The following is a 26131-nucleotide window of genomic DNA, read 5'->3' as shown; positions in this document are numbered from 1 at the left end:
CGTGTAAAGCATCAATCTATATGCGGGTCTTCAAGGTCGAGGGTAAGAGAATCAAGCTCTTGGGTGCTATTTTTAGTATCAACACCTTTAAATTCAACCTTCCGAACCTGAATAGATAGTCTTATTTCGTTCTGGCTGCGAGTACCTTCTTGAATGTCTCTGTCGATGCAAGATTCCTCCTCTCCCCCGTCTCTGGCGAACGTGGTCATACACAGACCATCAATATCAGGGCTATGGGTCAGCACGATAACCCATTCTTGGCCTTCGCGCCTCAGATGTGTGACTTCAATTAGTTTTCGTCCGTCTTCGGCCCAAATCGAAGAACTCTCAACTATGTCCGAGCGTCTTGCCTCGAGTATTTCTTTCGCTTGGTCGACGAATATGGGGTCAGGATTATGCGATTCGAGAGCTACCCGGAGCAGGGTCTGATTATAACTTCCATATTCGTTCTGCACAGGATAATAGCCAGCATATTTCTTGCAGATTAGCTCGATGGACATTTCATCAGAGATGGGAGAGGAAGAAGAAACCTGGGCAACGCCATATGAACCGGGCGCGATGAAACGACCTTTGATATATTCTGCTCGACGCACCCATTTTGGGCGCTGAATGCATTCAGTCAAAACGATGGCTTCAATGAAATCCGCAGAGACTTTATTCGCCAGAGCCTCTTCTCGAATTTTCTTTTGAAGAGACTTGCCCAAATCATCAAGGGCACGCTTAATCTGCGCATCAAGATTATTTTCGAATGTACCTATAGAGCGTACTAAGACTACAACAAGGCCAACGAACAGGCTTGTCCATATCGCCTGAACCAGTTGATCTGGTTCCGGCAGAAGTGATTCCCAATAAGACCAAGTTTTGGAGGCTAAAAAGGTTGCAAGAACAATGAAGGTTATCGATGAGAAAAAAGCTGCCAGGTAACGAGGTCGGTTTCGTGAAGATCTGAATACTCTACGTAATACCGATGGTCTAAGGTTGGTCCTGCAAATATGCAATACAGCACAAACTGTGAGTGCTATAAACGGATTCGCCTCGGCAGAATTAGTCATTGAAGCCACTAATACAGAAACTACGTAGACCGGAACGAATCTCATCGCTACGTATAACCACGCGTTGCGTTGAGATGCCGAATCAACAACAGTTTTCATATCAGAATAGCTTGTTGGCCAATCACTCTTTAGCATTCGAAACGTTAAGTGGAGCAGGATCGAACCAAGAGTTCCGATCGCAATGCTTACGAGAAGCGGAGTCATGCATTGGCCTTCGTTCTAGAGGGAGAAATTCGTATACCTGCATTGAACCGTAGAAGCTGCCCACAGACCAATATCTCGTGGACAGTAGGACCATGGATGGGTGACCCGGCCGCACCGCTCCGGGTGCGGTAAAGAACTGGACAGGCTCCACCGACGGGCAATTCACCATGCACCATCTGCCGTTATAGTCTCCGCAGCTGAACCAAAGACAATCGGGGTGGAAGAACGATTAACACGAAAACGTGAGCCATTCGCGGGCGACCACACAGGATCAGATCACGTCAATCGTGGTGCGGACGTTACGCCAGCTCCAGAAGTACACCCGGCGCTTCAGGGATTCTTCCAGGACGAGAACGTGTCGTACGCAAACGACGCTGTTTGAAAAGACTGGGAACGACCACCTTCGTAATCGAAACAACAGGCTGAGCATTGAACCTCCGTGTATCATTCGATCTTCAGTGACTCCTGTGAATCCATTAGGTCGCTCACGAACCTACCTGACGAGATTCAACAACAGTTTTTCCGCATCGATGCAGACTAAGTCCGGCGATGACCAGCCCGGCCGCAGAGAAGAGTCCAAGAACAATACCCAGTTCTAGGTCGACCATGACGTTCCACGTCGTATGCCCCAAGACCAGGGGAAGCAGAGCGTTCGTGCGACGGTACAGAAGCACAACAAGGACCGCCCACACCGACAAACCCAGCGCCGCCCACCCGTAATACAGATGGAACGGTACGCGCACGATTACGGCCGCCAGGAGAATCATCGCCCATGAGTATCCGAGTCGCCGGCCGGCGACGACAAGAATGGCCATCAGCACCAGTTCTTCGGTCGGCCCGGCCAGCGCCGCATCCGCGATGTACAACGTCTGCGGCACACCCGGTTCGAGGTAGGGTTCTCCGCGAATGGTGACATCAAAGCCCGGAATCCATGCAAATAGGCGCTGGGTGAGGGTTCCCAGCGTGACCAGGAGCGGATAGACGAAATAGGCCTTGACCGATATGCTCAACTTCGGCCGTGCCCGTTCAGGGCCACGGAAAATCAAGAAGACGCCAACGGCAAGGACTGTCAACAGCACGTCATCCCGCACGCTGGCGGCGTACAACTCGACCTTCGACGCGTCGATGAATGGGGCTGGGCGTTCACCGGCAAAGAGAACCTTCATGGCGCGGATTGTCGATGAGCCCCAGCCGGAGGCGATGAGCGTCCCGATAACGATCAGGATCATGACGGTTCGCCAGAGTGAGCCGGACCAATCTGGTTTCGTGGGGATGCGGTTGATCCTGAACAGCTCGACGAATCCGAGCATGACCGTATCGGTGGTCGTGTTCTCCCACTGTTTGAATTTCAGTCTCATACTTCGGCTGGCAGGTTTTCTTTGGTTCATGTCACATGCCTGCCCATCGTCCGTTTACCTGGCCGCCGGGTTGTTTGCCCCGGGTACATTCGCTGGTGACGCTAATGCGTGCGGCATGACATTGGTCCGCGAATCGATTCTGGTGGTTCGCGGCCTGCCCGGGTTCGCTTCTAGAGGTCCAGCGACGGCCCGGTTTGGTGCGGCCGCCATGCCAAGGGTGGTCCATGGTGTTCCTGTCCGTTCCGATCCGGCAATCGTGGTTGGCCCGCGTTAGATGACAATGATGCCACCCGGGACGCGCGAGCAAGAAGAGCCACTGTTTTTGGCTCCGGTGTGCGTTCTTCGACCTCGGCGTTCACTCGTTCCGGTTCGGCCTGATGACCGGCTGGTTCCGTTGTTTGCATGCTCGTTTGGCACCACGACAACTGCGACAACGGTACATTCTCGTGGCAGACGGTCACTGCCGTGTTCGACGCGACCTGGTACCGCGAGATCTCAAACGCATCATCCATCAGCACAAGCTCTCCCTGATCCGGGTCGACCTGGTGCAAGATGCCATGAAAACTCTCACCCGTGCGCGGGGAGGACCCGGTGACGTATGAGCCCACATCCGTTTCCCCGAGATTCTTCGCGGGCTTCAGCTGCGCCCCACGGCCAGCGGTGGCCACGTAGGCGACTTCGGACACCGTCAAGGCGCCATGGCGGCGGCCGAGGATCTCGATTTCCTGGTCGGCGTTGCGTTTCACCTCGTGCCGGTCACCATCTTCGTCTACGTAGGTGATGTCCAGGCGTTCTCCGCCGCGACCGTGCACGTCAACGATCCGGACCGGTGCTGGGTTCGTTCTGCTGGTATCCAGTTGGTTCATTGGCACCGCGTCCCCTTCCCGCACACGAACCAACGAAACCGTAGTCGTGGCTAGGATCATGGCCAGCTCATGTTGTTCCAGGTCTCGGCCGACCACCCGGTCGATACTTTCGGGATCCTGATGCTCACGTCCGTACCGGTAGGGTGGTTTGTCGCGTCGTTGGCCGGTGTCCGGGGACACCGCGACCTTCTCCGCCCGGCCGAAACGTGAGGCATGGAGCCTAATCACATCCCCGGCCACCGCCCCGAGGGACGGCACATCAACACACAACACGTCCCCTGGCTGCAGGTCACGAACCCCCACGCGGTTTTTCAACGCTTCGGCCTCAGCCTTCTTATGGGCAATCAGCTCCGGAGTGGTCGCGTCGATCCGGAGAATCGCACCAGTGGTGGTGAAGGAGATCCGGTCGGTGTGGCCGTCGGGTTGGAAGTCGAATCCCCCGTACTTCGTATGCACCGTCCCGGTCATCGACCGGATACCCCCGCCCTGGATCCTCAACTCCGCAGACACCCGGTCACCGGGCTGGAGCGAATACCGGTCGTGGGTCACCACATCATGCTCCCTGTCATGGCCAAGAACCCGCAGTTCATGCCCCGTCAACAACTCTCGGGAACGCCCCACGACACTGAGTTCATCGTAGGGCTTGACCTTGATGTTCTCTTCGGCTGGTTCGTCACCCTTCGTGAAGCCGTACAAGGTTCCGTCGAGGTCGTGGATCCGGTATTCTCGTTGCTGGTGCACCACCCTGTCCCCCGCCCGGGCTACGAAGTTCAGTGCCCCCTTGGGTAGGCCGCCGTAGAGCAGCTCCATCTCTTCACGGTTCAGTTCTCTATCAGTGGTGTTCTTTTCGTCTGTTTCGCCCATCGCATCCTTGAGTGCGGTCAGCTCTTCGGACCGGGCGGTGAGTTCGGCGGCCTTGTCGAAGTCACGATGGATGAGGCTATCGAAGGAAGCGATCTCTTCGGTCAAGAACTGCTGACGTTTCTTCAGGAATGCGAGTTCGGCCGGCATGTTCGCCACATAATTCTCGATCCTCGTCATCAACCCATAGGAGCCGGGTTGTCCCAGATTGTCACGACCCAGCGTACGCAGATAGGGAGAGTCTTCGAAGTGGTATCGGGTGTCCCCGCGCCCCTGGTCGACGGTGAACACCAGCCGGTGTCCACCCAGGATGCCCAGCACCCGCTCACCGGGCATGGCCGCAGGGGACAAAGCTGCGGTGATCTGTTCACGCACATGATCGGCAGCCTGACCCCGGTTGGTGAAGACTTCGCCCTGCCCACTGATGAAACGGAATGCGTCGCCGTCGGTGCGCACGGTGGTGGTGATGCGCGGTTCAAGGTCGGCAATGATCGCGGTGACGTGGTCAAGGGTGGTCTTGCTGCCGGCCAGTTTCAGGCGCGCCCTGGATTTCTCTGTTTGGTGTGCGGCGTGGAGTTGTTTGAGTCGGGTGACGTCCATTTCCAGGTTGGCCAGCTGTTCCAACCGCGGATCACCACTCAGGGCTGCTGCGGCCCGGGAGGCGGACATGTCCAGCCCGCCGAAGGGGTCCTCCAGCGAGCGTTCGAGCTGTTGGCCGACTTTGAGTTGTTTGATGAACGTGGCTTTCTTCGCGATGACGTCGTTCATGTAGATGTCAAAGGTCTGATCGGTGGCGTACTGATAGATTTCCACGGACTCGTTCTGGTTGCCTTGGCGCAGTATCCGTCCTTCACGTTGCTCAATATCCGAGGGCCGCCACGGCAAGTCCACATGATGTAACGCGATGGCACGGTCCTGGATGTTCGTGCCGGTCCCCATCTTGGTGGTCGAGCCCATCAACACGTTGATCTGCCCGACCCGGCACTTCTCGAACAGCTCCGAGCGCTGCTGATCAGTGGTCGCGTCATGGATGAACGAGATCGTCTCCGCCGGCATCCCCAACCGGACGAGTTCGGCCTTGGTGGCGTGATACATCGAAAACGAGCCGTCGCTCGTGGGGATTGCCCGATCACAGAACACCAGTTGCAGCCCACCGGGTACAGGGTGCCGGTTCCCGTGGGCATCCTGGTAGACCTTGTCTGCGGTGGCTCGGTGTTCGTCCATGATGGTGTGGGCCAGTTGCCTGGCCCGGCCACCGTCAGGTTCTGCCGCCAAGCCTGCCAGCCGGGCATCCAATGCGACATTGCGTCCGTCATTGACGACCGAGAGCATGTTATCCCCACCCTTCTCGGGGCGCACCCCCTTCAACGCTTCGGCCCGGTCTTGCAGCGCCAGCACGTAGTCTTCCACCGGGCCACTGGGCTCCCTGCGCAGCAGCAGCCGTTCACCGGATCGTAGTGTGGGGATTTTCGCGCTCAGATCCTCGGTGGTGACCACGTCGGTGAACTGGGCAGAGAGACCGACCAGTTCCGGCACGTTCACATATTCTTTGACCTTCATGACTTGGTCGTACCCGCCTCCCGCAGGCTTAGGTCGGATCACCTGTCCTTGGATGGTGAATGCGGTCGCCCACGCCCCAATCTGCTCGACCTGGGCCCGGTGCAACAGGTCCGGGCGCAGGTAATGCTGCATCACCCACATCTCTGACATGTTGTTCGCCACCGGTGTCCCGGTCGCGAAACTGCACACCGCCGGAATGTAGGACGAGGAATACCGGCCCGAAGCGATGGCCACCTCGGTCTTGGCTTCACGCATGGCGCGCAGCTTGTAATCCAAATCCGACGCCCGATTCGTCGCAGCACAGCTCAGCTCCTGCAAGGGTGCGGTGCGGCCCAGATTCTTATAGTTGTGGGCCTCATCAACGAACAGGTAGTCAATGCCGGTTTGCTCCCAGATCACCCCGGGATCCTTCCCGGCCGTGATTTTCTCGTACCGGGTCTGAAGTTGCTTCAGCTGTTTTTGAAGTTGCTTCTCGTATTTGTCGTCGGCCCCCGGAACCTCGGCACGCAGCTTGTCCATGTCTTCTTCCAGCCAGGCTGCGGTGCGGAGCGGGTCAATCTGGATCTTCTCGAAGGTGGTCATCGGCATGATCACCGCGTCCCAGTCCCCCGCAGCGGCTTGGGCCACCACCCGGATCCGCTCATCCACGGTGAGCCCCGACCCGACTGTGAGAACCTTCGCCCCGGGATACCACTGGTTGAACTCCCGGCCCACCTGCTCCACCAGATGGTTCGGCACTACGATCGCCGGCTTCTGGGTGATACCCGTGCGGCGAAGCTCCATACAGGACATGATCATCGTCCCGGTTTTCCCGGCCCCCACCACATGATCAATCAACACCGCCGGCTCATTGACGATCCGCGCCACCGCGGCCCGCTGGTACCCATACGGTGTCCTTCCTTCGGCCAAGCCCGGGAAGCTCATTTTCTCCGCCAGGGCCGAGTAGTCCGGGGCGACCAATGAATTGAAGTCGCGGTTGTACTGGTCCTGGATGGCCTGGGCCCGCTCCGGGACCGATACCGCCCAGGCCCGGAACTCTGCCTTGAGCTTGTCCAGTTTCTCGCGCACGGCCGTGGTCGCTTGGTCATCCTTGTGCCGTTTACCGTCATCATCCACCCAGGTGATCACCGGGGCCCTACCGTTGAGTGCATCCACCAACAGGGCGTCGGGTTTCTTATCCTCCGTGCCGAAGTCCGCCAGCACTTTTGGATCCCACGGCCCACGCTTCTTGGGCAGCTTCAGTTCCCACGCTTCGGTGGCGTTGTTCCATGAGGCTTGGGCATCAAGGTGGAACGTCTCGCGCACGAACTGGGAGTACATTTCCTCCGTCACGTAGCGGACGCCGGGGTTCAGGGAGATGTCATCGATCGGCACCACCGGTGGCAGCACCTCCTGCAGCGCGGCCACGTTGCGGTGGAACTCTGGATCCTGGGCAGCGGCGTCGACGGCGAGGTCGAGCTTGTCGCGGACCAGCCCGGACAAGTACACCTGGGCGGGGATCAAGTTTCGTGTTTCGGGGTCCGTAAACGACAACGGCTCAATCGCCGCTCTGGCCTGGTCAACCTCCAGTCCCAGCAGCTGGGCGACTCGCTCGATGTCGATCCGCCCCAGCTCATCCATACTGATCGCCACCGCCGACTCAGCAGTATCCGCCGTATCAGGTCTGGTCCGCAGATCAATGACATTCCGGGTGAGGATCGCCCCCGGTGCCGCTTCCCCGGTCTGCGCTGAATAGGTCTCAGCGGCAGTGAGAAGGCCGAGGATTGAGTCCCCGGCGAGGAACTTCAAGTGTTTCTGTTCGCTGCGAACCAGCTCCCGGGCCGAGAACTCTTCGGTCCACACTTCCAGCAGCTCCTCCGGGACGGGAACGTCGACCGGGGCGATATCCCCGTCGGTGGGAAGGGTTTGGCGCCACTGAGTGGTCGCGTCCTGGATTTTCGCGGCGATTTGCCGGGAGGTGGGGGTGCGGAACACGTCCTCGGTGCGGTTCAGTGCCCCATACTCGTGGACATACTCCGTATAGCGGGCCGCCACAGTGTCACGGTATTCGGCGATACGGTCCGGGTCCTGGTGGGTGCGCTGCATGTCCAACAACGTCGAGACCCTGTCACGCAGTTCCAGTAGCTTGATCGATTCGGGGACGTTCTTTTTCGCCACTCGGACCGGGGCCCAGGACCCGTCGGGCTCATACTGCTCGAACCCGTTGCCCTCGTAGCGGACGTGTCCGACGGTGTGGGTCAGCACGGTTTCCTGATGCAGCCCAGGATCAAACACCGGGGCCTCCACACCCAAGATGGGCTCATACCCCAGCCCCTCCGCCCGGGCCTGATCAACGATCTGCACCATCGCCCGCTGCACGTCTGCGCCCAGTAAACTCAGGTCGTCTGCGGTCACGGCGGCGGTACGGCCACCGTACGGTGTGGATGCGGTGGCCCAACGGCCCAGCACATGCTCGGGGTTGTCCAGGAAGTACTGGTTGACCTCGACCGTGTGCTCCCCCACGTCCAGCTCACCCAACGTCAACCACGCTATGCTGCTGGTCGGTTCACGGTTGGCAGGCTGTTGGTCTTTGGCCCGGGCCCGGAAGATCAAGATGTCGGTGAGCACATCGGTCCCAACAGTGCTCTTGAATGCACCATTGGGCAGCCGGAGCGCGCCGAGCAGATCGCCGTGGCGTTGCATCTCGGCCCGGGCCGTCCCCCGGCGGCTATCCATCGTGTAGGAGCTGGTAACCACGGCAGCATACCCGCCAGGAGCGGTGAGCTGCAGGGATTTGAGAATGAAATGGTTGTGGATCGAATGCCGACCCGGGTTGTGCTTCGGATCCCGGACCTTGAAGTCCCCAAACGGGACATTGCCGATCACCGCATGAAAACTCTGCTTCGATCGCTGGTAGGTTCCGAAGGATTCACGGTGGATCTGCGCATCCGGCGCCAGAAAACTCGAAATCCGCGCGGTCACCGAGTCGATCTCAACACCCACCATGTCGGCCCCTGCGGGTGCGTGCTTGATGAAGGTTCCCTTCCCCGACCCTGGTTCAAGAACTTGCCCGTCGGTGAAACCGGCATGGGTCAGTGCCGCCCACATGGACGCGGCCAGATCATCGGGAGTGAAGTGCGCGTTCAGCGTACTTGCCGCCAGCTCACGATACGTCGGCTCATCCACCAGGAACCGTAGTTCGTCGTGCTCGGCGGCCCAGTCCCCACGCCATTCCTCGAACACCTTGGATGCGCCACCCCAGGAGGCATACTGGGCCAGCACCGCCTGCTCCCCCATGCTGGGCCACCGATACTCTTCCTCCAGCACCGTGAGCAGTCTCAGTGCGTCAAGGTTCGCGCGGACTCGTTCACGCTCATTCCGAGGTGCACCAAGGCCCGGTTCGCCCACATACCGTGGGGGAACCGGGCCTTGACGCACACGAGCCGGAACAGCGTCGGAGATCGTTGCCTCAACGACCGCAACTTTCTCGGCTGCTACGTCCAGGGCCGTTACGTCCTCGGCTGATACTTCATCTTCGCCACCAGCGACGGGAACACCGAATCCTCCAACGTCGAGAACCGAATGCACTTCTGGCTCAGGTGGTTGATGACTTCCTGGGCGATCAGATCCATCTGCTCGTTGCTGGCCCGGTTCTGGGCTGGTGTCGCGCGCTGGTACTGACTCATCTCGAACAGGCCCGGGAAGCCCGGATCCGCCGTGCCCTTCTTGAACATCAGATTCTGGATCATGGCCGCCATGAACTCTTCGGTCATCTCCGGGTACAGGATGGTGGCCATGGCGTCCAACAGGGTCGGAACCTCCGTATACTCCCTTTCGAACCTCTCGCTGAGGGACTCGTTCCAGGGGCACAGCTCCGGGGTCATCCACGAGTGCGGGTTTCTCTCCCACTGGGTTTCGCGGTCCGCCTGCCAGTTCTGGTTGTCCAGGAACCGCTGCTGGCCCCAATCGCGGGTCACGCTCTGAGTGGTTGGTACTGATTCCTGGTTCACCAGTGGATGCGTTGACTGGTTCATGGTCTATCAGCTCCTGGTTGATTTCGTACTCATCGCCGACCATTGAGAATAGTGCTGCTTGGTTCTCAAAAGATTTCCTTCGAGCCATGTTCGCCTGCTTACTTTACATAACATGATGGACACGGATGAATGTCAAGGTAGCCCGACGATCTTCTTGATCGTCAGGCTACCTCCGTCTTGGACGTGAGGTTTTGAAGTGCAAGTCGCACCTATCGCGACGGCCCCTGGTGGCCGGCCGACGGCTGACTCTGGAACTTACTGGTCATCATCCTGGCCCACGATTCCGACGCAGACTGCACCATGCCATCCGATTGTGGATTCACCGCTGAAGCCACTGCAGGTGCAGGCGCGGGCGCGGGCGTTGCTGTCGGGGATTGCGGGGACTGCTGCGGCCCGGAGGGGTTCCGATCAACCTGCCGGTCAGCCTTTGGTTCGGGGTGCCGTTCCGGCAACTGGGCGTCGGTGAACCTCAGACTGGCTGCGACCTCATGGGCGTAGATCCGATGCCCGAGCCCCGCTTTACCATCCCGACTCGTATAAGGCTCAACCTGGTAGTTTCCGACCACCGTCAGCCGGTCGCCCTTGTGCACCGAGTTGGCGATGTGCTGCGCCATCCGTTGTTCCCGCACCGCAATGTCATAAGCGATCGTCTCCCCGTCTTCCCACTGACGGGTTTCGCGGTTCTGGACCCGTTGGGTCTCTAGAAGCTTCAACGTCAAAAAGTTCTCGCCGCTACCTGCATTGGTACGCCATACCGGATCTTCAGCCAGATTCCCAGTGACTGTCTTCGGTCCAATCTTCATCGCCCTACCCCTTCGTGTGTAGTGTGCATGCACCGAAGAATCAGTCAAAGTCACAAAACGCCGACTTGACACACGAAGGACCATCCCCGGCCAAAGGTCTCGTCATTGAGCCAACCGCCCCCATACCCCGGTCATTCTTTGCCCGAAAGGGCTTCAGTGGCCAAGACGCTATTCCCGCGGACCATCCCCCCTTAGGAAGGTGAGCGCCACTCCTGATGATCGAAATGAGCTCTGCAAAGGTAGATCGTCAAACTCAAGGCTGCGGAATTCGAGAGTGAACCCTCTTTATTAACCTCTATTAACCGTGAGCGTTCTTGCGTCTTAAACACCCAATTTTCCGTTCACGCTATAGGTAGCCACGGTGTTTGAAGATTTCGGACATGCCATGAAGCGCAAAATCGGCGCAGTCAGTGACTGGCGAACAGGGATGAATTATCCGGCCCTTGGAGTTTAGAAGGAATTGCTGGATTTTAAAGGCTTTGAAGTCGACGGCTATAACCCGCGATTCGATCATTCCATCGACAGCGATAGTCTCTTGCAGGCGCTGTTTGGTGTAGGCGAAACTTCCTTGATCGAATGAGGGTTGCGAATCCCCGCGAACCTTTGCTCTACCTAACCTCGGCCGGTACAAGTCCCCCTTCTTCGTTAGCCTACCCGCATTTTTGCTGAAGAAGGTTGTTTTGATCTCGAATGCGATTAGTTCATCATCGAGAAGGGCGACGATATCAAGATCCTGTCTGGAAGAGTCCCGAGGAAGGCCGCTGTCGCCAAGAGAGACTATCGTTGCGTCGACATCCTCGAGGTAGGCTCGTGCTGTTTCTTCTCCAATGTCGCCGAACTGGCTTTTGGTAAGGGTATCAAGGACAGCCGGAAGCTTTGCGACTGACTTTGCATCGTCATTGAAAAAGTCCTTGATGAAAGTATCGGTTCTGTTGATAAAGGCATCTACTACAAGTTCACTAGTTGATACATAGCCTAGTTCTATTCGTGCTGGGACATCGGTGTTGTCTTGGTAAATGAGATGGCAGAACAGCATGGCGTGAGGAATGGTCGTCGCGGTGGTTTCTAACGCACGGTAACGACGGCCTTGAGCCGACCATCCTCTATTTAGCGCACGATCTTGCAAGAAAATGTTGGGACCGAATTGACCGCCTCCCGTGTATGGCATCATGTGTCCACGATCGAGGGTTGAGCTGCCCACCTTCTTCGTGGGAAACCCAGCCTGATAGACGAGATCCCGGGAGAGCAGAGGCTTCTCAACGGACCCAAATGCAGCGATCGTTCGTGCTGCGGGTCTTGAAATGTCATCGCTTCCCATGTCAAAAAGGAAGGTCACATTGCCGTCAGACATCGTGACCACATCTGCGTCTGGACTTGTTTGCTCATAGGCGTTCGTCCACTCACGTAGCAGACAAGCAACAGCTGTTTCCTGGAAGCGGGCAGGCTGTCGCGCGGCCAGCTGGGAGACCAATGCATAGTCGATCGTAGACAACTTTTTGATCTTCTCCTCTACTTACGCGTTTCGCCACGGTGTATTCGCCATAGGTTGCCCTAAGGTTTCGCGTTGAAGACTCGTTGAGTCTGGCCACGATACTGCTTCTTTCACTCGTGGACCGTGAAGGATGACATCTTAGCGTGGCACATTCGGTCGTTCCTTATCTCATGCGTCTCTATATCGAGTTCATGCACCCATCCAAGAGATGTGCGATACCAGAACGAGTCAGGAGTTCCACTATCATCATCGATCTTGCAGTAGACGGGAAGCCCCCCTACTGAGGTACTTTTTATAGTCTTGGTATGCCGCTTGTCTCTGTCATCGCTCTTGTCCGGTGCCGCCCATGTGCTTGCTTTATATGCTAGAAGAATACGTCCGTATTGAGCTCGTTCGCGCTCCCCGCCTGTTTGGTCGAGGCTAATAATACTGTCAATAGACCATGAATTTTCTTCCTGCACGAGGTGAATATCGTAGTAGTACGTGCCGATCCATCCAGATTGAAGCTGACTCTCGACTGTGCCTTCCTCCGGTGCCAGCTGGTAGAGCCTCACTTCAACTTCAAAAGTGTTGAACGAAAGCTCACTATTGCCACCAGCTTCAACATCAGACTCATCTTCTTCAGGATTCGAAACCTCGACATTGTCACCATCATTGATCACCAAGCCTACGATTTTTTTGCTTTTTCGATGCTGCGATGCGTACGTTACCTCTGCGTAGCCCACGTGATCCCAACGCGCCATGAAGGAATCATAAGACCAAATGGATTGCAGATTGGTTGAGAGTTTCTCCCACCCACGAAAAGGATCTGGTTGGGTCCCCGGAAAGTAGTCCAGTGACTATGTGAGTACTCGTGTCCGACAATGGACACAGGAGGAATCACAGAAAAATGGCACGCAGACACACACCAGACCAGGTCATCGCTAAAGTCCGCCAAGGACAGAAGATGCTCAATGAAGGCCACCCGATGATCGAGGTCATCAAGGAACTGCAGATCACTGAAGCTACTTGGTACCGCTGGATCAACCAGTACGGGTCCGAGAAAAACGCTGAAGCCAGCAAACGCACCAAAGAGCTAGAGAAGGAAAACGCCCGCCTCAAGAAGCTGCTCGCCGATCAGATGCTCGCCAACGACATCCTTACTGAGGTTGCCAAGGGAAAATTCTAAGCCCCGAACCACGCCGCCGTGCTGTACGGATGGCGATGGAAAAATTCGGGGCGTCCGAACGCTTCGCTTGCCAAGTTCTGGGCCAGAACCGCTCTGCACTACGTAAGAAAAAAACACCGATGAGCTTTGACGAAGCGCAGCTACGAGCCGACTTGAGGGCTGTCGCGTCTAAGCATCCAACGTGGGGATGGCGCAAAGCCCGCTGGCACTTGCTGGCCACCGAACGATGGAAAGACACTGCCTTGAACAGCAAGCGCATCCGACGATTATGGCGAGAAGAAGGCCTGGTCTGTAAGCCCAAGCGTCGAAAGAAGCGGCGCACCGGCCCAGACGCTGGGGAACAGAAGCGGTTGACCGCCGAGTACCCGATGCATGTACTGAGCTTTGATTTCCAGTCGGATGTCACCTCTTGTGGCCGTCATATCCGGTTCTTCAATGTCATTGATGAGTACACGCGGACCGCTTTGGCGATCATTCCCCGCAGGTCTTTCAAAGCTGCTGATGTGGTGGCTGTTTTGGAGGACATCATTGCTGAAACTGGGATCCAGCCAACGTTTGTGCGGTGTGATAACGGGCCTGAGTTCACTGCTGACGCGCTGGTGGAATGGTGCAATACTGTGGGGGTGTCCACTGCGTTTATCGATCCGGGCTCACCTTGGCAGAACGGTTTTATTGAGTCGTTCAATGCGCAGTTCCGGCGTGAACAGCTTTCCGGGGAAAATATGGACACTATGGTGGAAGCGAAGTATTTGGCTGATGAATGGAAAGACATTTACAATCATGAGCGTCCCCATGGGTCTTTGGATGGGTTGACGCCGTCCCGGTTTTGGGATGAATGGGTTAGAGAGAATCAGTTAGCTATCGCATAGCTGCTGGACTGCTTAAAGGGACCCAACCAGATCAGCTCCAGCCGATCTGCCCTTATAAGATGTGATGGCTTTGAGTGCCTGGGATTCAGACAAAAAACTACATTTGTAAACGAATTTACCGATATACCAATCCATATACCCTTGAACCGGGTTCCACTCCTCGCTTTGGTCTGTTGAGAGACTTCCGGGATTCTGATGGGTACAAAAATCATCGGCATCATCGTAGACCATCGGAGCAATAGCCGCACCCAATGCTGCCAGGGAAATTACCGTGGTTACAAACCAAGCCTTCCTTTTCCATAACCAACGAATGGCTCTACGCCACCAGGAAGAAGGTGTCTTCTTACGCGTAACTATGTATGAATTGGGTCCTGTGGAGATTATTGTCCAGGCATCGTTGGATTTGTCTTCCGATCGCATCTTTCCCCCAAGGTTTTCATGATACTCGCAGATTCCTAAATCCAAGATCGACTCGATTTCTCACCCCAACATTTGCCGAACTTATTCACGCATCATAGATTGCATTAGAATAATCTACTAGGCGAAAATTTGTTCGATAAAAATAGAACATACCTGAATTCAGAAATCGAAATCACGCGCACTGTTCTGGCGAACAGCATTGACTGTTGCATCGTCATTGAACGCCTACCGAATCAGACGAAGCTCTTCATGTCCTGAGGGTTGTTTATTGCAGGTTGTTTATCGGGTAGTCAATTATGTGCTCCGGGACTGCGAATCGACAGGCCAAGGGCGCTAAGGCGGACCTTAACCTCGTCAGTGGATCAAGGACTTTCGTTCAAACTCACCAAGTCAAATTGACATCTCGGTGAAGTCAAAAGGTCTCAGATGCCCTGATTTATGAGACGTCGTCCTCGATCTCCGGTTCAACGTCAACCCAATCATTGCCTGCGGAAATTTGCCACGACACCGGGTCTTTGCGGTGACATGTCGCTGACACGCTGACTTCGTCCGGGGCTGCTCGTTCAAGTACTTCCAGAGTGGGGGCGACAAGGTGTGGCGTGGTGACCGCGCCGACCTTGACGACATTCGATGTCTTGTTGCCTTCATCTGTCGTGACGCGGACGCTGACAGTCGCCGACTCGTCGCGTGGAATCGTTTTGGTGGTTTGTACGGTGTCGCGCACATGACTCCACCGCGCCTCGTCGTACTTCATGGGTTCGGGCTGCTCCCATTTGTGTTCGGTCGCACTACAGAACTTTTGCGTTGACTCCACCAGCCTTTGCCGCAGACCCGGCAGATAGGTGTGGAACGACAGGAACGGGCCCACCCCGGGTGCTCCTTCCTCCCACACCTTATATTCGGCGCACATCGTCGCATACAGCTCGTTGACCACATCAGGGTGCTCAAACCAGCACGGGCGGACTTCCTTGGACATGTTGTGCTGTACCACGAAGCAGTCGACCCACCGCCGTAGTCCGATCCAGGCGTCTTGCTTCAGTTCGGGTGGGATCCGCTGAAACTGGATCCCGAACCACACGGCCGGGGCATCTTCGACCGCTTCAACGACATCGTCATCCACATGGGCAGGCAAGGGTGTTCCCTGAATCGTGGGGGTTGGTGAAGTGGCCGGAACTGAGCCACCACCCTGAATCGGCAGTATGGCGGTTTGCTCCAGCGGTTCAAAGTTCCAGTCCTCGTCATCACCCCACTGGCCATCCACTCCATTGGTGGTGTCTTGATCACTCACGATCTAATCCTTTCCTTTTCTGTCGGTGCGGCGGCGTTTAGTGCGGCGCGGGGTGAAGATTGCAGTTCTGAGGCGTCGCACCATTTCCTTCACCCCTTCTTTGGCGGCTTGCGGGTCATCTGGGTAGTCTTTCATCCACCGGTGAACGCCGTCTTCACAGATCGTGCATAACCACACCCCCTGCTCACGATCCGCCCTCCGGCAAACGGCCCGATCAAGATAGGTGCCGCTGGTGGTATGCCAGTAGCGGTCTCGGTTGGTCGTACCGCATACGTGGCACCGGTTCTCTGGATTCATTCCGTGTTGTCCTTCATTTACGAGTGATTTGTCCGGAGCCTTGCAATGATCACGACACTGGCACGTCGGCGGTTCCACCCCATGTAGTCCCGGCCGTACTGATCCAAGATACGGTGCAGCTCTTCGTGATGCTCCCGGCACAGCGGCAACAGGTCCGCGTCTGCTTCGCGAGCCTGCCACCGGCCAGACACATCTTGGGTCACTCCCGTATAGGAGGCGCAGTGTAAATCCAGGGTGCCCGTCTCATCCAGACGGGCACCACACACCTGACAGGCCGGTTCCCTCCCGCCGCAGCGGCAATCCCTGAACCAGCGGAGCCTTCGCCACCCCCACCCACGGGAACGCAAATAAGTGTCGGTGCTCTTCGCGCCCGGACCGGCGCAACGACCAACCCACCTCGGATCACCACACCTTCTCAACATCATGCTCCTGTGACCGCGCTGCACCATGGTCACTTTCGTTGATGTTCGCGGCCGGGTCGTACGACTTCTTGGACACCTCGATCTGCGCGGAATCTTTGCGCTTCCAGTACCCGTCCATTTCCAGAAGGATCGGCTGGCGGCGCGGGGCCAACAGCATCCCGGTCCCGAACGGCAGCATGCGCAGTTCCTTGACGCTCATCAACGGCACCTCGTGGGACTGCTCCGAAGTCGAGCGTTGCCCCGAACCCCACGACCTGGACCGCCGCGACACCTCACGGTTACCCAGCAGGGACTCGAACTTCCGTAAATCCTCGGGATTCGAGGACCCACCGAGCAGGATTTTGATGGTCGCCGACCCGAAGATCGTCTGCGCCGCCTGGTCGCCCCAGTTATCGCGGAACTGCGCCACATCCTGACAGACCGGCATCGGACAAATCCCCACTCCCCCGCCGTCGGACATCAACGTGGTCAGTCCTGGCCATGACCCGGCCATGTTGGCGATCTCATCAAGAATCAACGCGATCGGCGGGTCCAACCGGTTCCCAGGGAGTTTGGCCGCAATTTCGCGGGCCCGTTCGGTGATCTCATCCATCATCGCGATCAGAAACGCACCAGCCGCTCCCCCACCGGTTTTGGTGCCGACCAGGTACAAGGTGCCCTTCGTGTTGATGAAGTCATCGATATCGAACACCTCGGAAGGGTGCTTGGGGTCCATGGCCGCACGCACCGTCGGAACAGAGAGCCCGACCATGACGTTAGAGACGCCGAACCATTTAGACCCGGCCATCTTCGCATCCCCTTCGATGACATCTTTGAGCGAGTTCGACCAGCCTTCCGCGGCTCGGGGGTTGCGTTCCAGGATGTCTACGGCTTCGCGGGCCGCGCCCAGGTCGTTGCCCCAACGGATCAGGTCATCGATCGACCGGTCATCCACGGCAGCCGCATGCAGCAGCGACTGCAAGATCAGCACGGCCGGGGCCCGCCATTCCTCATTGGAGCCGCCTTTGCCCAGCCCGGTGGCGGATATCAGCGAGTTGGCGCGTTGTTGGGCTTTCATCGGGTCATCACACCCGGCAATCGGGGACCATTTCAGGGTTGTTTTCTGGCCGGTCAGCCCTTGCGGGTCGAACAACACCACGGTGGAGCCTTTGTCCTGCCTCACCTTGTAGGTCGCCGCATAGTTATCCGCGCGGGTTGAGGTGGTCACCACGGTGCCGGGTGCGTCAATGATCGAGGAGATCACCAGGTGCACGCCTTTGCCGGAGCGGGGTGCCCCGATCAGGAGGATGGATTCTTCCATCAGCAGCCACACCGGGGTGCCCTGGCTGGTGCCGGCCAGCAACGCCACATCACCCGGCTGGGCTCTTTTCGGTGGCTCCACGGGCGTTAGGGAGCTACCCAGGGCCCGCGAAACCACTGCGGTGTTGGGGTTCGGCTTCCCGATCTTGGGCTTGGATTTCTTTGTGGCTGCTGTGGTCTTCTGTTTGGTGAGGCTGGGGCGGATCGTCGGCGCCTTCTTGACCGTGGCGCGTTTCCCATAGAATTTGCGGATTTCATGGGCTCGGGCCACCCCCGGACGAGACTTCAAGTCCCTTACGAAGAACTCATCGGATTCCTTATACCGGGCATAGGCCACACCGCCCCAGGTGATACCGGCCGCGAGCACCAAGATCACCCCGATCAGTGACGCCCACAGGGTGGCGGCCGGGATGGTGCAGGGTACGCCTGGGGTGGTGAACGCGGTGGTGTCGCTGGTCCACAGGAACCGGAGCGTCGCCAACCAGGATTCCGGTTGGAAGGGTACGCCGCAGGTGGCCCGGTACACGATCATGCCCACCAGGACATAGAACCCGACCAGGGCGAACCCGCTCAAAATCAGGACGGGTGTCAGCATCCCGTTGCTGGTGTTCGGGTGTGAGGTACTCATGCCGGGACCGCTTCCTTCACGTCCATGCGCGTGTTCGTGTCAAAGATCGGCATTTCCTCCCGCGTTAGCCGGTTGCGGACCTTGTACCGGTCGGTTTCCCCGACCATCCACAGCCCGGTGCCCATCGGTAGTGTGTGGATGGTGCGGATCTCCCGGTCAGAGAGGCCCAGCCCGTCGCGGAGCATCGGGTCCTCCACCGCGGGCTGCTGGTACACCACCTTGTACGGGGCATCGCCCAGCAGGGATTTTGCTTTGGCGTACATGGCCGAGCCGCTGTCCCCGGCCATGTCCAGGTCGGTAAGCTTGTGCAGCACCAGGATGTTGAAGATGCCGTAATGCCGGGCCAGTTTCCAGGCGTCGACCATGCGCTGTAGGTCGGCGTCCGAGGATATGTTGTCCCACCCTTCCTCATACACACAGATCCGTTGTCCGTTATCGGGGTTGGTGATCATCGCTTCCACCCACGACCCCACGCAGGCGTTGACGATGGCGCGGACCTCGCCGCTGGTTCCGCCAAAGGAGCTGGTATCCACCGACACGGCCGACAGTTCCTGATCGAACTCCACGTTGGAGGGCCCATCAAACATGCCACGCAACCGCCCATCGGTGCACCGGGTAAACGCGTTGCCCAACGACTCGGCCGCCGATCGGAGCGTCCCGGTCAATGACGCGGGCGGCTGCAACAGGAACGCGACGATATCCGGTAGCACCGCGTCATCCCCGCGCAGGTCCACCACATGATCCAGGGCCAAGGATAGGCCGCGTTTTTCCTCCGAATCCATCGCCCGGCCTTTGAGGATTGCCCCCAAAGCTTCGAGTAGCCCGAGGCGGCGGTCACGGACCATGTGACACCATTCCTCATCGGACAACAGCCGGCCTTCGGAGTTCACCGAGGGCCGGTTCCCGGCATCCAACGGATTGATCCGCTGGACCCCACCGGGAGCAACCTTGATGGTGCTGCCGCCAAGCCACCGCACCACCGGGGTCCATTCGCCCTTCCGGTCACTGAGCACCGCCAGTTTCCGGCCGTGCAGCACGTGGCGGGCGGCGAAGCTTTTCACGCAAGAGGATTTGCCCATGCCCACGCTGCCCAGCACGATCATCGACATCCCCCGGATGATCCCGCGCTTGTACAGGTCCCAGGGATCCAGGCAGAACGCGCCGCCACCATACATGTCATCCCCGATATAAGGGCCACGTAGCCCCAGTGAAGGGCCGGCCACCCACGGATACACCATCGCCCCGGTCCCCGAAGTGGTGGGTAGGAACCGTTGGGCGACTTTCGCCGCCCCGTAGAGGTGGAACCGCTTGTTCCGACCCTTGCCGCCGTACCGGGGTGTGGGGTATCCCTGATCACCAAGGTTCTGGGCGGTGCGCTCAGCGCGCAGGGTTTGTCGGGCCAGGCTCTTGCCGGCGATGGCGAACTGTTTGCTGGTGGCCCGGTCATAGACTCCAACCACCCCCAGCTGCCGGTGACGACCGAGAGTGAACCACCCACGAACGTGGTCGGCTATTCCTTGGCGTGCCATCGGCTACCTCACCACCCTGGGCAACGAATTCTCGGCGTTCGAACGGCTGCCGGCCAGGTTCCAGGCCCGAGGTGGGTTGGTTTCGACGGCGGATCGCGTGTTCATGGTTTGTTCCTGTGCTTTCGTTTAGTGGCCGATATGGCCGCGGGCCAGGGGCAACGCCCCGGCGATGAACCCCGTCAACTGCTGCCCATACAAGGCCCGCAGTTCGGTTTTGGCGTTGGACGCACCCCCGGACATGGCCGCGCAATCCGCCTCCAGATCAGCCAGGCTCTCACTGGACACCGTCACGAACGCACCCAACGTGTAGGCTGCGTGCCCGGCCACCAGTTCCTCTTCACGGTTTTCGATGTCTTCGAGTTCTTTGGCCTGCCGGCGGGAGAACATCTTCTTCATCTTCACGTGCGTCTTGTGCGTGGTTTCCCAGTCGGCTTTCTGGCTATCGATCTCCCGGTAGGCTTTCTCCTGGTCTTTGAGCATCATCATGATCGTCACCGTCTGACGGTGCCCGCCGGTGAGGATCAGGTTCTGCATGAACCCCAGCTCCGCGCGCTGCCGCGGCCACTCCATCACCCGATACACCCGGTGGAACCCGGTATCGGTGCGCAAGTGATCCCACTGCCGATCATCCACCGCCATCGGCCCGGCCGAAGCCACAGCCACCCCGGCGAAGTCACCGCGACGATCCGTGAGTACCGTGCTGGCCTGCGGGTCGAACGCGACCCGAATCACCTCGCTGATCGACCGGGGCGAATGCCATTCGGTGACGTGGGCGCCGCATTCATCGATCATGTCCTCCAGCGCCGAGAGCTTATCCAGCACCGCGTCAAAGAACCCGGCCACCCCGCCGCCCTTCTTTTTCACGCTACGCTCAATCCCGGAATGCCCGCGGCTGAAAATGAACGCCACCCACGTCTCATGGATGTAGGAGGAACTGGCCGTGGTGATCAGGTCCCGGTAGCTTTGATCCGCGAACACGTTGATTTCATCCCCCGCCCCCGACCCGGCGACCTGGATCCGCTCGTCATAGTATTCAAGGATCTTCGAGCCGGACACCTTCCGGCCCTGGTCACCGAACTGCATACCCAACAGGCCCTGGACCGAGGACGCACCGTTGAGCAGCCGCGAAAATGACTCCACGCGTTGACTGGCCGCCTCATCTGATTCCAAATCCAGCGCCTTGGTGGACCGGGTACGGGCCACCACCGTCCCCGTCCCGCGGCGGGGGTCATAGATGAACGCGATCCTCCTGGGCCCTTCGTAGATCACCAGGTTGTCGGCTTCCGAACCGCCCAGGCTCAACCGCTGCGGCGCGCCCAGTTTCAACCGGCCTTTCACATCACGCAGGAACAACGGGTCCAACGGGTCACGCAACTGGGCTGTTGGGGGCTGGTGGGTGTCCATGGTGTGGCCTTCCTCATCGAATTTCCGCAAATACACCAGGTGGTTCCGGGTGCCGCGGATCAGCCGGCTGCCGATAATGCGCATCCACCGCGGGATCGTCTGGTCAGCGAACCGCGGCACACCAACGCCCAAGGACACCAGCAGCACGACCAGCCCGAGGCCCAGGATCCGCATCGGGTCCGGCACCGTGCCAGAGACCATGCAGCACAACACGAACACGCCGGCCCCGCTGCCGACGATCGTCACCTGCGTGGCATCCAGTCCCAGGTACACGCCGTTACGCGAATGCGACCCGAAATGCACCGGCGACTCTTCGAACTGCTCAGACATGTCTGTCCCTCCTCTTCTATCGGCGTGCGCCGCCGCGGCCCACGGTGCTGCGCATGAACCGGCCGGTGCTGCGCACCGTCCGGGTGAACCCGGTACGCCCGCCACGCACCAAGGCGACCCCTTGCCGATACCCGCCGCTAGCCCCAGCCAGGGCGGCACGGTCCAGGGAGTCTTGGCCGGAGGTAATGAACGAGACGAACTGGGTGAGCAACAACGGCATGAACGCGGCCGCGAACAGGCACACGATCCCGGCCGCGAACTGCCACGCGTCCGGGGCGGTCGTTGAAATGGTCATCCCCATCTTGATAGTGACCGCAGCGGCCGGTTTGGCCAGCAGTAACCCCACCACGATGCCCAGCCACCGGTTGAACATGCCCTTCGCCGCGTCCAGGGTCATCCCATAGACCGCGATCGGCAAGAAGACCGCCAACAGCAGGATTGCGACCAGGCGTAGCACCATCATGGCGGTGAGGAAGAACGCGGCCAGGAACACGATCAGGGCGATCAACACCCCGAACAACACCCCACCGATATTCCCGCGATCCCGCGACATCGCCCACTGCTGGTAGTTCTCATCCATCAACACCCGGTTGGAGGCCGTGTCGAAGGTGATCCCGAACAGCTGCATCACCGCTTCGGTGCCCGTGGTGTCCCCGCCACCGATCGACAAAATGGAGAGGCTGACCTGATCCATGCCGATCGATACCGTGTAGAGCAGCCCGGCGACGATATAGACCGCGGGGATACCCATGATCAGCGAAACAAAGGCCCGAACCATGCCCACCGTGGACCCGCGAAACACCGAGATGACGATCTGGATCGCGGCGAACACGATCAGCAGCGGGATCGCGGCCACCACAATGATGTTGAGCATGCCCGGGATGTGCTGCACCACGGTGTCTGCCCCGGTGGTGACGGTCATGTCACCGCCAATGACCGAGATCCACCAGCGTGAGTCCATTTCCGTGTTCCGGAACGAGGATTCAAGCATGAACCACGCCCACTGGGCGAACGCCTGAATCGACCCCCAGAACAGGTCATGGAAATCATGGGAATTCATGGCCCGGCCCCCATGTTAGTTGAACACGAACAGGACCGAGAGGCCCGAGGCCCAGCGGATCACCGAGGACACCGCGGTGATGATCGCGCAGGCTACCAGCACCCACATGAATTTGGAGACGGTCTCATCATCCATCGACCGCTTGTTCAGCTTGGCGAACATCATCTGAATCATCAGAATGATCGCCACGATGCCGCCGATCACGATCGCGGTGGTTTGTAGCCAGCCGCCGATGTCCTGCAGGAAGGTGATCCAGGGGGCATCGGTCTTCGGGGTGATTCCCGGATCAATCGTCTGCGCCAGGGCGGTGCCCTGCCCCACACCCCACGACATCTCGAATAGTTTCTGTGCCACTGACACGGTCATCGTGCTCTCCTTCGAACGGGCAAACAATGCGGACACCAACGAATCAAGACAACAAGCCCCCACGTATGTCACCGCCCCCACCGGGACACGGGTTTTCTGGGGGTTCCTGAGCAAATGGCCCCAGCTCACGCAGAGCTGAAGGCCATGAGTAGAACGCCTGATCGCCGCGGGTGCGCCGTCCGGCGCTATCAGCCGGAACCCCCGAGCCTGGAGCCTCGTGCTTGGAACTTAGTGTCTGGGGCCTGGTGTGGGGGTTATTTTGCTGTGACGTCCAAGCGTTGTGGGGGTGGCTGGATCGCCGACAATCTCACCCAAGGCTTGTCCGTGGTGTAGTACATCACTGTCACCGTCGAGGCGGGTTGCGCCTCAAAATTGTTCGACGTGCAATCAGGACCCGTGGGAATCCAATGAACCGACGCCACCGCATTCTCGGTCCGGGTGACCCCGTTGCCGGTGGTGTCGGCGACCTGGTCCTTGAACTGCGCGGCCGCGCCATCCCCAATCAGGGACCGGAGCACCTCATAGCTGACCCCATGGATCTCTTCCTCCCACCAGTCGAAGTTCCGCACCACCCCCGACGGGCACGTGGACAACGCCGGCCTTTTCTCTATCGTCAGGCTTCCGGTGCGGGCTTCGACCGGCATCAGGCCCGTGGTGGTTGCCGAGGTACTGTTCCAGGTTGCGAAGGACACCGCGCCGCTGAGCAGCGCGGCCGCGACCACACCCAGGGCGAGCTTGTTGATCCCCTCGGCCATCGTGGACCGGCCGTTGCGCCGCATCACCGGGATCACCATCGCCCACATGATCATGGAAATCGCCACCAACACGATCGCCGACCCCAACGCCCAGGAGGCGACCGTATCGAATTGCCCGGTCTGAACATCGATCCTGCCCAGATCCGCTCTGACCAGTGCCTGCCTCATCGTGATCTACCTCCACCGTGAACTACGAAACTTCCCAACCGTGACATCAGCCGCCGTGTCATAGCAGGAGCACCAGTGACCCCAGGCCAAACATCACCAGGACACTGCCGGCGCCCAGGATCCAGCGCACCCGTACCGCCCGGTGCGGGTCCCGGGTCAACCGGCGCATCAACCGCCCGAACACCGAAGTATCAGAGAACGCGGCATGGCGGTCGTCCGGGAAAGAGGTCGCCACCCACCGGTTGAACCGCACCGCAGCAGCCCACGCGATCCTCCCCGAGAACGAGCGTGGCCTCGGCCTCGCCGGTTCCCCGACCACCCCGGAAAACAAGTCATCCTGCAACACCTGGAGCTTGCGCTGCACCTCGATGGCGGTAGACAGTTCACGGCCGGTGAACTGCCCACCACCGGTGGCCACCTCAGCAGAAATCCTGGGAAGCACCCACAGGCACAACATCACCTGATGATGCTGATTCACCACCTCAGCCCCACCGATCGACCGCTCCGCGCTCTGCGCATCGCCTGGAGCCAGGTAGCGCGTGAACAGCAGATCCAGGTCCCTCAGCGCGTGGATGACACCCACGGCGTCATCCAGTACGCCATCATCCTCGGACCAGGTGTCTTCCACATCCCGTTGCAGGCGGGCCCAAAACTCCTCGGGGCACGACACGCTGGTGCCCAAGGGCTGCGTGGACGGGAGCATCGCCCGGGTCTGTCCGGCGCGTTTCAGCCCCCACGACACGATGCCCAGTTCCTGGACAGTGAACGACACCGAACGGATGCTGCGCCTTTGTTTCATGCTCATCGCCAGTACTCCTCCGGTGTCGGACTCGGTGTGTCATATCAGGGGTTGTCGTACCCGTCGTTCTCGGTGTCGTATCCGCATTCGACGTATGTCATCGGTGTCATCGCTCCAGCGACAGCCTCATGGTTTGTTGTTGTAGGGAGGTTGTGACAGGACGGTCGCTGCGATCTGCATCAACCACTTGGCTTCCTTGAGGTACTGCCGCACCGTGTTGTACGACAGCCCGGTGCGGATCATCAGCCGCTGTAAATCAACATTGCCGAAGCCGCCGCTGGCCAGCACCTGCTGCACGAACTCGGCCACCCATTCACCAGACTCACCGCCAGCGGGCATGCATTCGATCAGCACCCCCATGGTGGGCTTCAGCCCCTGGTCACGACAACCGGTGGCTTTGGCGACGACAATCGCGCAACGAACGAACTCCCTGCGACAGGCCCGTAACGCGTCTTCGCTGATCACCATCGCCCGCGCCGCCGTTTCCACGTCATCCCCGAACGTCGTGATCAGTTCCAGCGCCCGGTGGCTCGTGGCCTGGTTCTGGATGAACGCTTCAACCTGGTCGATCACTCCCGCAAGCTGGGCGGCCGCGTCCAGACGGTCATCGATGTGTTCGGAAAAGTCTTCTGCGATGAGCGACACCGCGCTCTGGGTTCGTCCCACCGATGCCACCTCAAAATGGTCCTGATGCTTCTTCCGCCGACTCGCACTGCTGATATGGTCGTACGCCCTGCGCCGGGCGATCGTGTTCACCCAAGCCTGCAGGGAGGCCCCATCAAACCGAGGCAACGCGTGGGCTGCGGAAATGTAGGTTTCTTGCAAGACATCCGCCCAGTCTTCGCGCAGGGCCGGGCCAAGGATGGAACGGATCGCTGGCTCGGATTTCTGCACCGCCTGGGCCAACTGCTCCTCACTCACCTCATTGCGCTTGGCTGGGGCGGGGTCGGTGCGTGGTTGTGGCTGACTCATGCTGCCTGTCCTCCACAATGCTTCGTCGCGTTGTTCCAGAGATTCAGAATCAACCGACAGAGTGATTTCCCCGTGGGCTTGGCCGGTCACCGGACGTTTATGCGAGCACGGCTGGCTGGTTCGCGTGGTGGTTTTCATCCCGCTCACC

At 59.0% G+C, this 26131-nt stretch carries 17 protein-coding genes; 1 reads left to right on the top strand and 16 read right to left on the bottom strand.

What is annotated here, in order from left to right; all coding sequences use genetic code 11:
- Positions 1–11: 11 nt before the first annotated feature.
- The 7 genes from ACQQZ8_RS04295 to ACQQZ8_RS04265 all read right to left on the bottom strand — a co-directional run bounded on the left by ACQQZ8_RS04295 (position 12) and on the right by ACQQZ8_RS04265 (position 12952).
- On the bottom strand, positions 12–1256 hold the full coding sequence (locus ACQQZ8_RS04295) for a hypothetical protein (RefSeq protein WP_431711457.1): 1245 nt from the start codon (positions 1254–1256) through the stop codon (positions 12–14).
- Between the two features lie 485 nt (positions 1257–1741).
- Complete coding sequence (locus tag ACQQZ8_RS04290; RefSeq protein ID WP_431711456.1) at positions 1742–2614, bottom strand: CPBP family glutamic-type intramembrane protease; 873 nt, start codon at positions 2612–2614, stop codon at positions 1742–1744.
- Between the two features lie 170 nt (positions 2615–2784).
- On the bottom strand, positions 2785–9468 hold the full coding sequence (locus ACQQZ8_RS04285; RefSeq protein ID WP_431711455.1) for a helicase-related protein: 6684 nt from the start codon (positions 9466–9468) through the stop codon (positions 2785–2787).
- Positions 9390–9914 carry a hypothetical protein gene (locus ACQQZ8_RS04280; RefSeq protein WP_431711454.1) on the bottom strand — a complete coding sequence of 175 codons (525 nt, stop codon included), beginning with the start codon at positions 9912–9914 and terminating at the stop codon, positions 9390–9392. Before ACQQZ8_RS04280 ends, ACQQZ8_RS04285 begins: the two co-directional genes overlap by 79 nt.
- 209 nt (positions 9915–10123) lie before the next feature.
- The gene (locus tag ACQQZ8_RS04275) at positions 10124–10717 is read right to left on the bottom strand and encodes a single-stranded DNA-binding protein (RefSeq protein ID WP_431711453.1); all 594 of its coding nucleotides are present in this window, start codon (positions 10715–10717) and stop codon (positions 10124–10126) included.
- A gap of 346 nt (positions 10718–11063) precedes the next feature.
- Entirely contained in the window at positions 11064–12209 is a 1146-nt protein-coding gene (locus ACQQZ8_RS04270; protein WP_431711452.1) for a hypothetical protein, read from the bottom strand.
- 110 nt (positions 12210–12319) lie between these two features.
- The gene (locus ACQQZ8_RS04265) at positions 12320–12952 is read right to left on the bottom strand and encodes a hypothetical protein (protein WP_431711451.1); all 633 of its coding nucleotides are present in this window, start codon (positions 12950–12952) and stop codon (positions 12320–12322) included.
- A gap of 146 nt (positions 12953–13098) precedes the next feature.
- Between ACQQZ8_RS04265 and ACQQZ8_RS04260 the strand changes: the two genes are divergently transcribed.
- Positions 13099–14246 (top strand): IS3 family transposase gene (locus ACQQZ8_RS04260; protein WP_431711163.1). Its coding sequence is split into 2 segments (ribosomal slippage): positions 13099–13372 and positions 13372–14246, totalling 1149 coding nucleotides; the frame shifts between segments, so codons are not numbered across the junction.
- An 856-nt stretch (positions 14247–15102) separates the two neighbouring features.
- On the opposite strand, the gene ACQQZ8_RS04255 is transcribed toward ACQQZ8_RS04260, so the two are convergent.
- From ACQQZ8_RS04255 to ACQQZ8_RS04215, 9 genes are all read right to left on the bottom strand, one after another.
- Positions 15103–15954: a hypothetical protein gene (locus ACQQZ8_RS04255; RefSeq protein WP_431711450.1), complete on the bottom strand. Its 852-nt coding sequence runs from the start codon at positions 15952–15954 to the stop codon at positions 15103–15105.
- Positions 15955–16653: 699 nt separating this feature from the next.
- Positions 16654–18600, bottom strand: coding sequence for a type IV secretory system conjugative DNA transfer family protein (locus ACQQZ8_RS04250; protein ID WP_431711449.1), 1947 nt, complete (start codon positions 18598–18600; stop codon positions 16654–16656).
- Positions 18597–20129 (bottom strand): conjugal transfer protein TraC, encoded by a 1533-nt coding sequence (locus ACQQZ8_RS04245; protein ID WP_431711448.1) that lies wholly within the window; start codon positions 20127–20129, stop codon positions 18597–18599. The genes ACQQZ8_RS04250 and ACQQZ8_RS04245 overlap by 4 nt, the downstream gene beginning before the upstream one ends.
- A 126-nt stretch (positions 20130–20255) precedes the next feature.
- The gene (locus tag ACQQZ8_RS04240) at positions 20256–21863 is read right to left on the bottom strand and encodes an SCO6880 family protein (protein WP_431711447.1); all 1608 of its coding nucleotides are present in this window, start codon (positions 21861–21863) and stop codon (positions 20256–20258) included.
- Positions 21864–21879: 16 nt separating this feature from the next.
- A complete protein-coding gene (locus tag ACQQZ8_RS04235; RefSeq protein WP_431711446.1) occupies positions 21880–22923 on the bottom strand; it encodes a type IV secretion system protein in 1044 nt (347 codons plus the stop codon).
- A 15-nt stretch (positions 22924–22938) separates the two neighbouring features.
- Positions 22939–23289, bottom strand: a complete 351-nt coding sequence (locus ACQQZ8_RS04230; protein ID WP_431711445.1) for a hypothetical protein — start codon at positions 23287–23289, stop codon at positions 22939–22941.
- A 254-nt stretch (positions 23290–23543) separates the two neighbouring features.
- Positions 23544–24212, bottom strand: a complete 669-nt coding sequence (locus ACQQZ8_RS04225; protein WP_431711444.1) for a hypothetical protein — start codon at positions 24210–24212, stop codon at positions 23544–23546.
- Positions 24213–24270: 58 nt separating this feature from the next.
- Entirely contained in the window at positions 24271–25017 is a 747-nt protein-coding gene (locus ACQQZ8_RS04220; protein WP_431711443.1) for a hypothetical protein, read from the bottom strand.
- A 120-nt stretch (positions 25018–25137) separates the two neighbouring features.
- Positions 25138–26121, bottom strand: a complete 984-nt coding sequence (locus ACQQZ8_RS04215; protein WP_431711442.1) for an RNA polymerase sigma factor — start codon at positions 26119–26121, stop codon at positions 25138–25140.
- Between the last annotated feature and the right edge of the window lie 10 nt (positions 26122–26131).

The sequence above is a fragment of the Glutamicibacter uratoxydans genome (genome assembly GCF_050753455.1).
In the GTDB taxonomy this organism is placed as follows: domain Bacteria; phylum Actinomycetota; class Actinomycetes; order Actinomycetales; family Micrococcaceae; genus Glutamicibacter; species Glutamicibacter uratoxydans_A.
The sequence above is the reverse complement of the archived record's forward strand: the minus strand, read 5'-3'. Positions and strand labels throughout refer to the sequence as shown.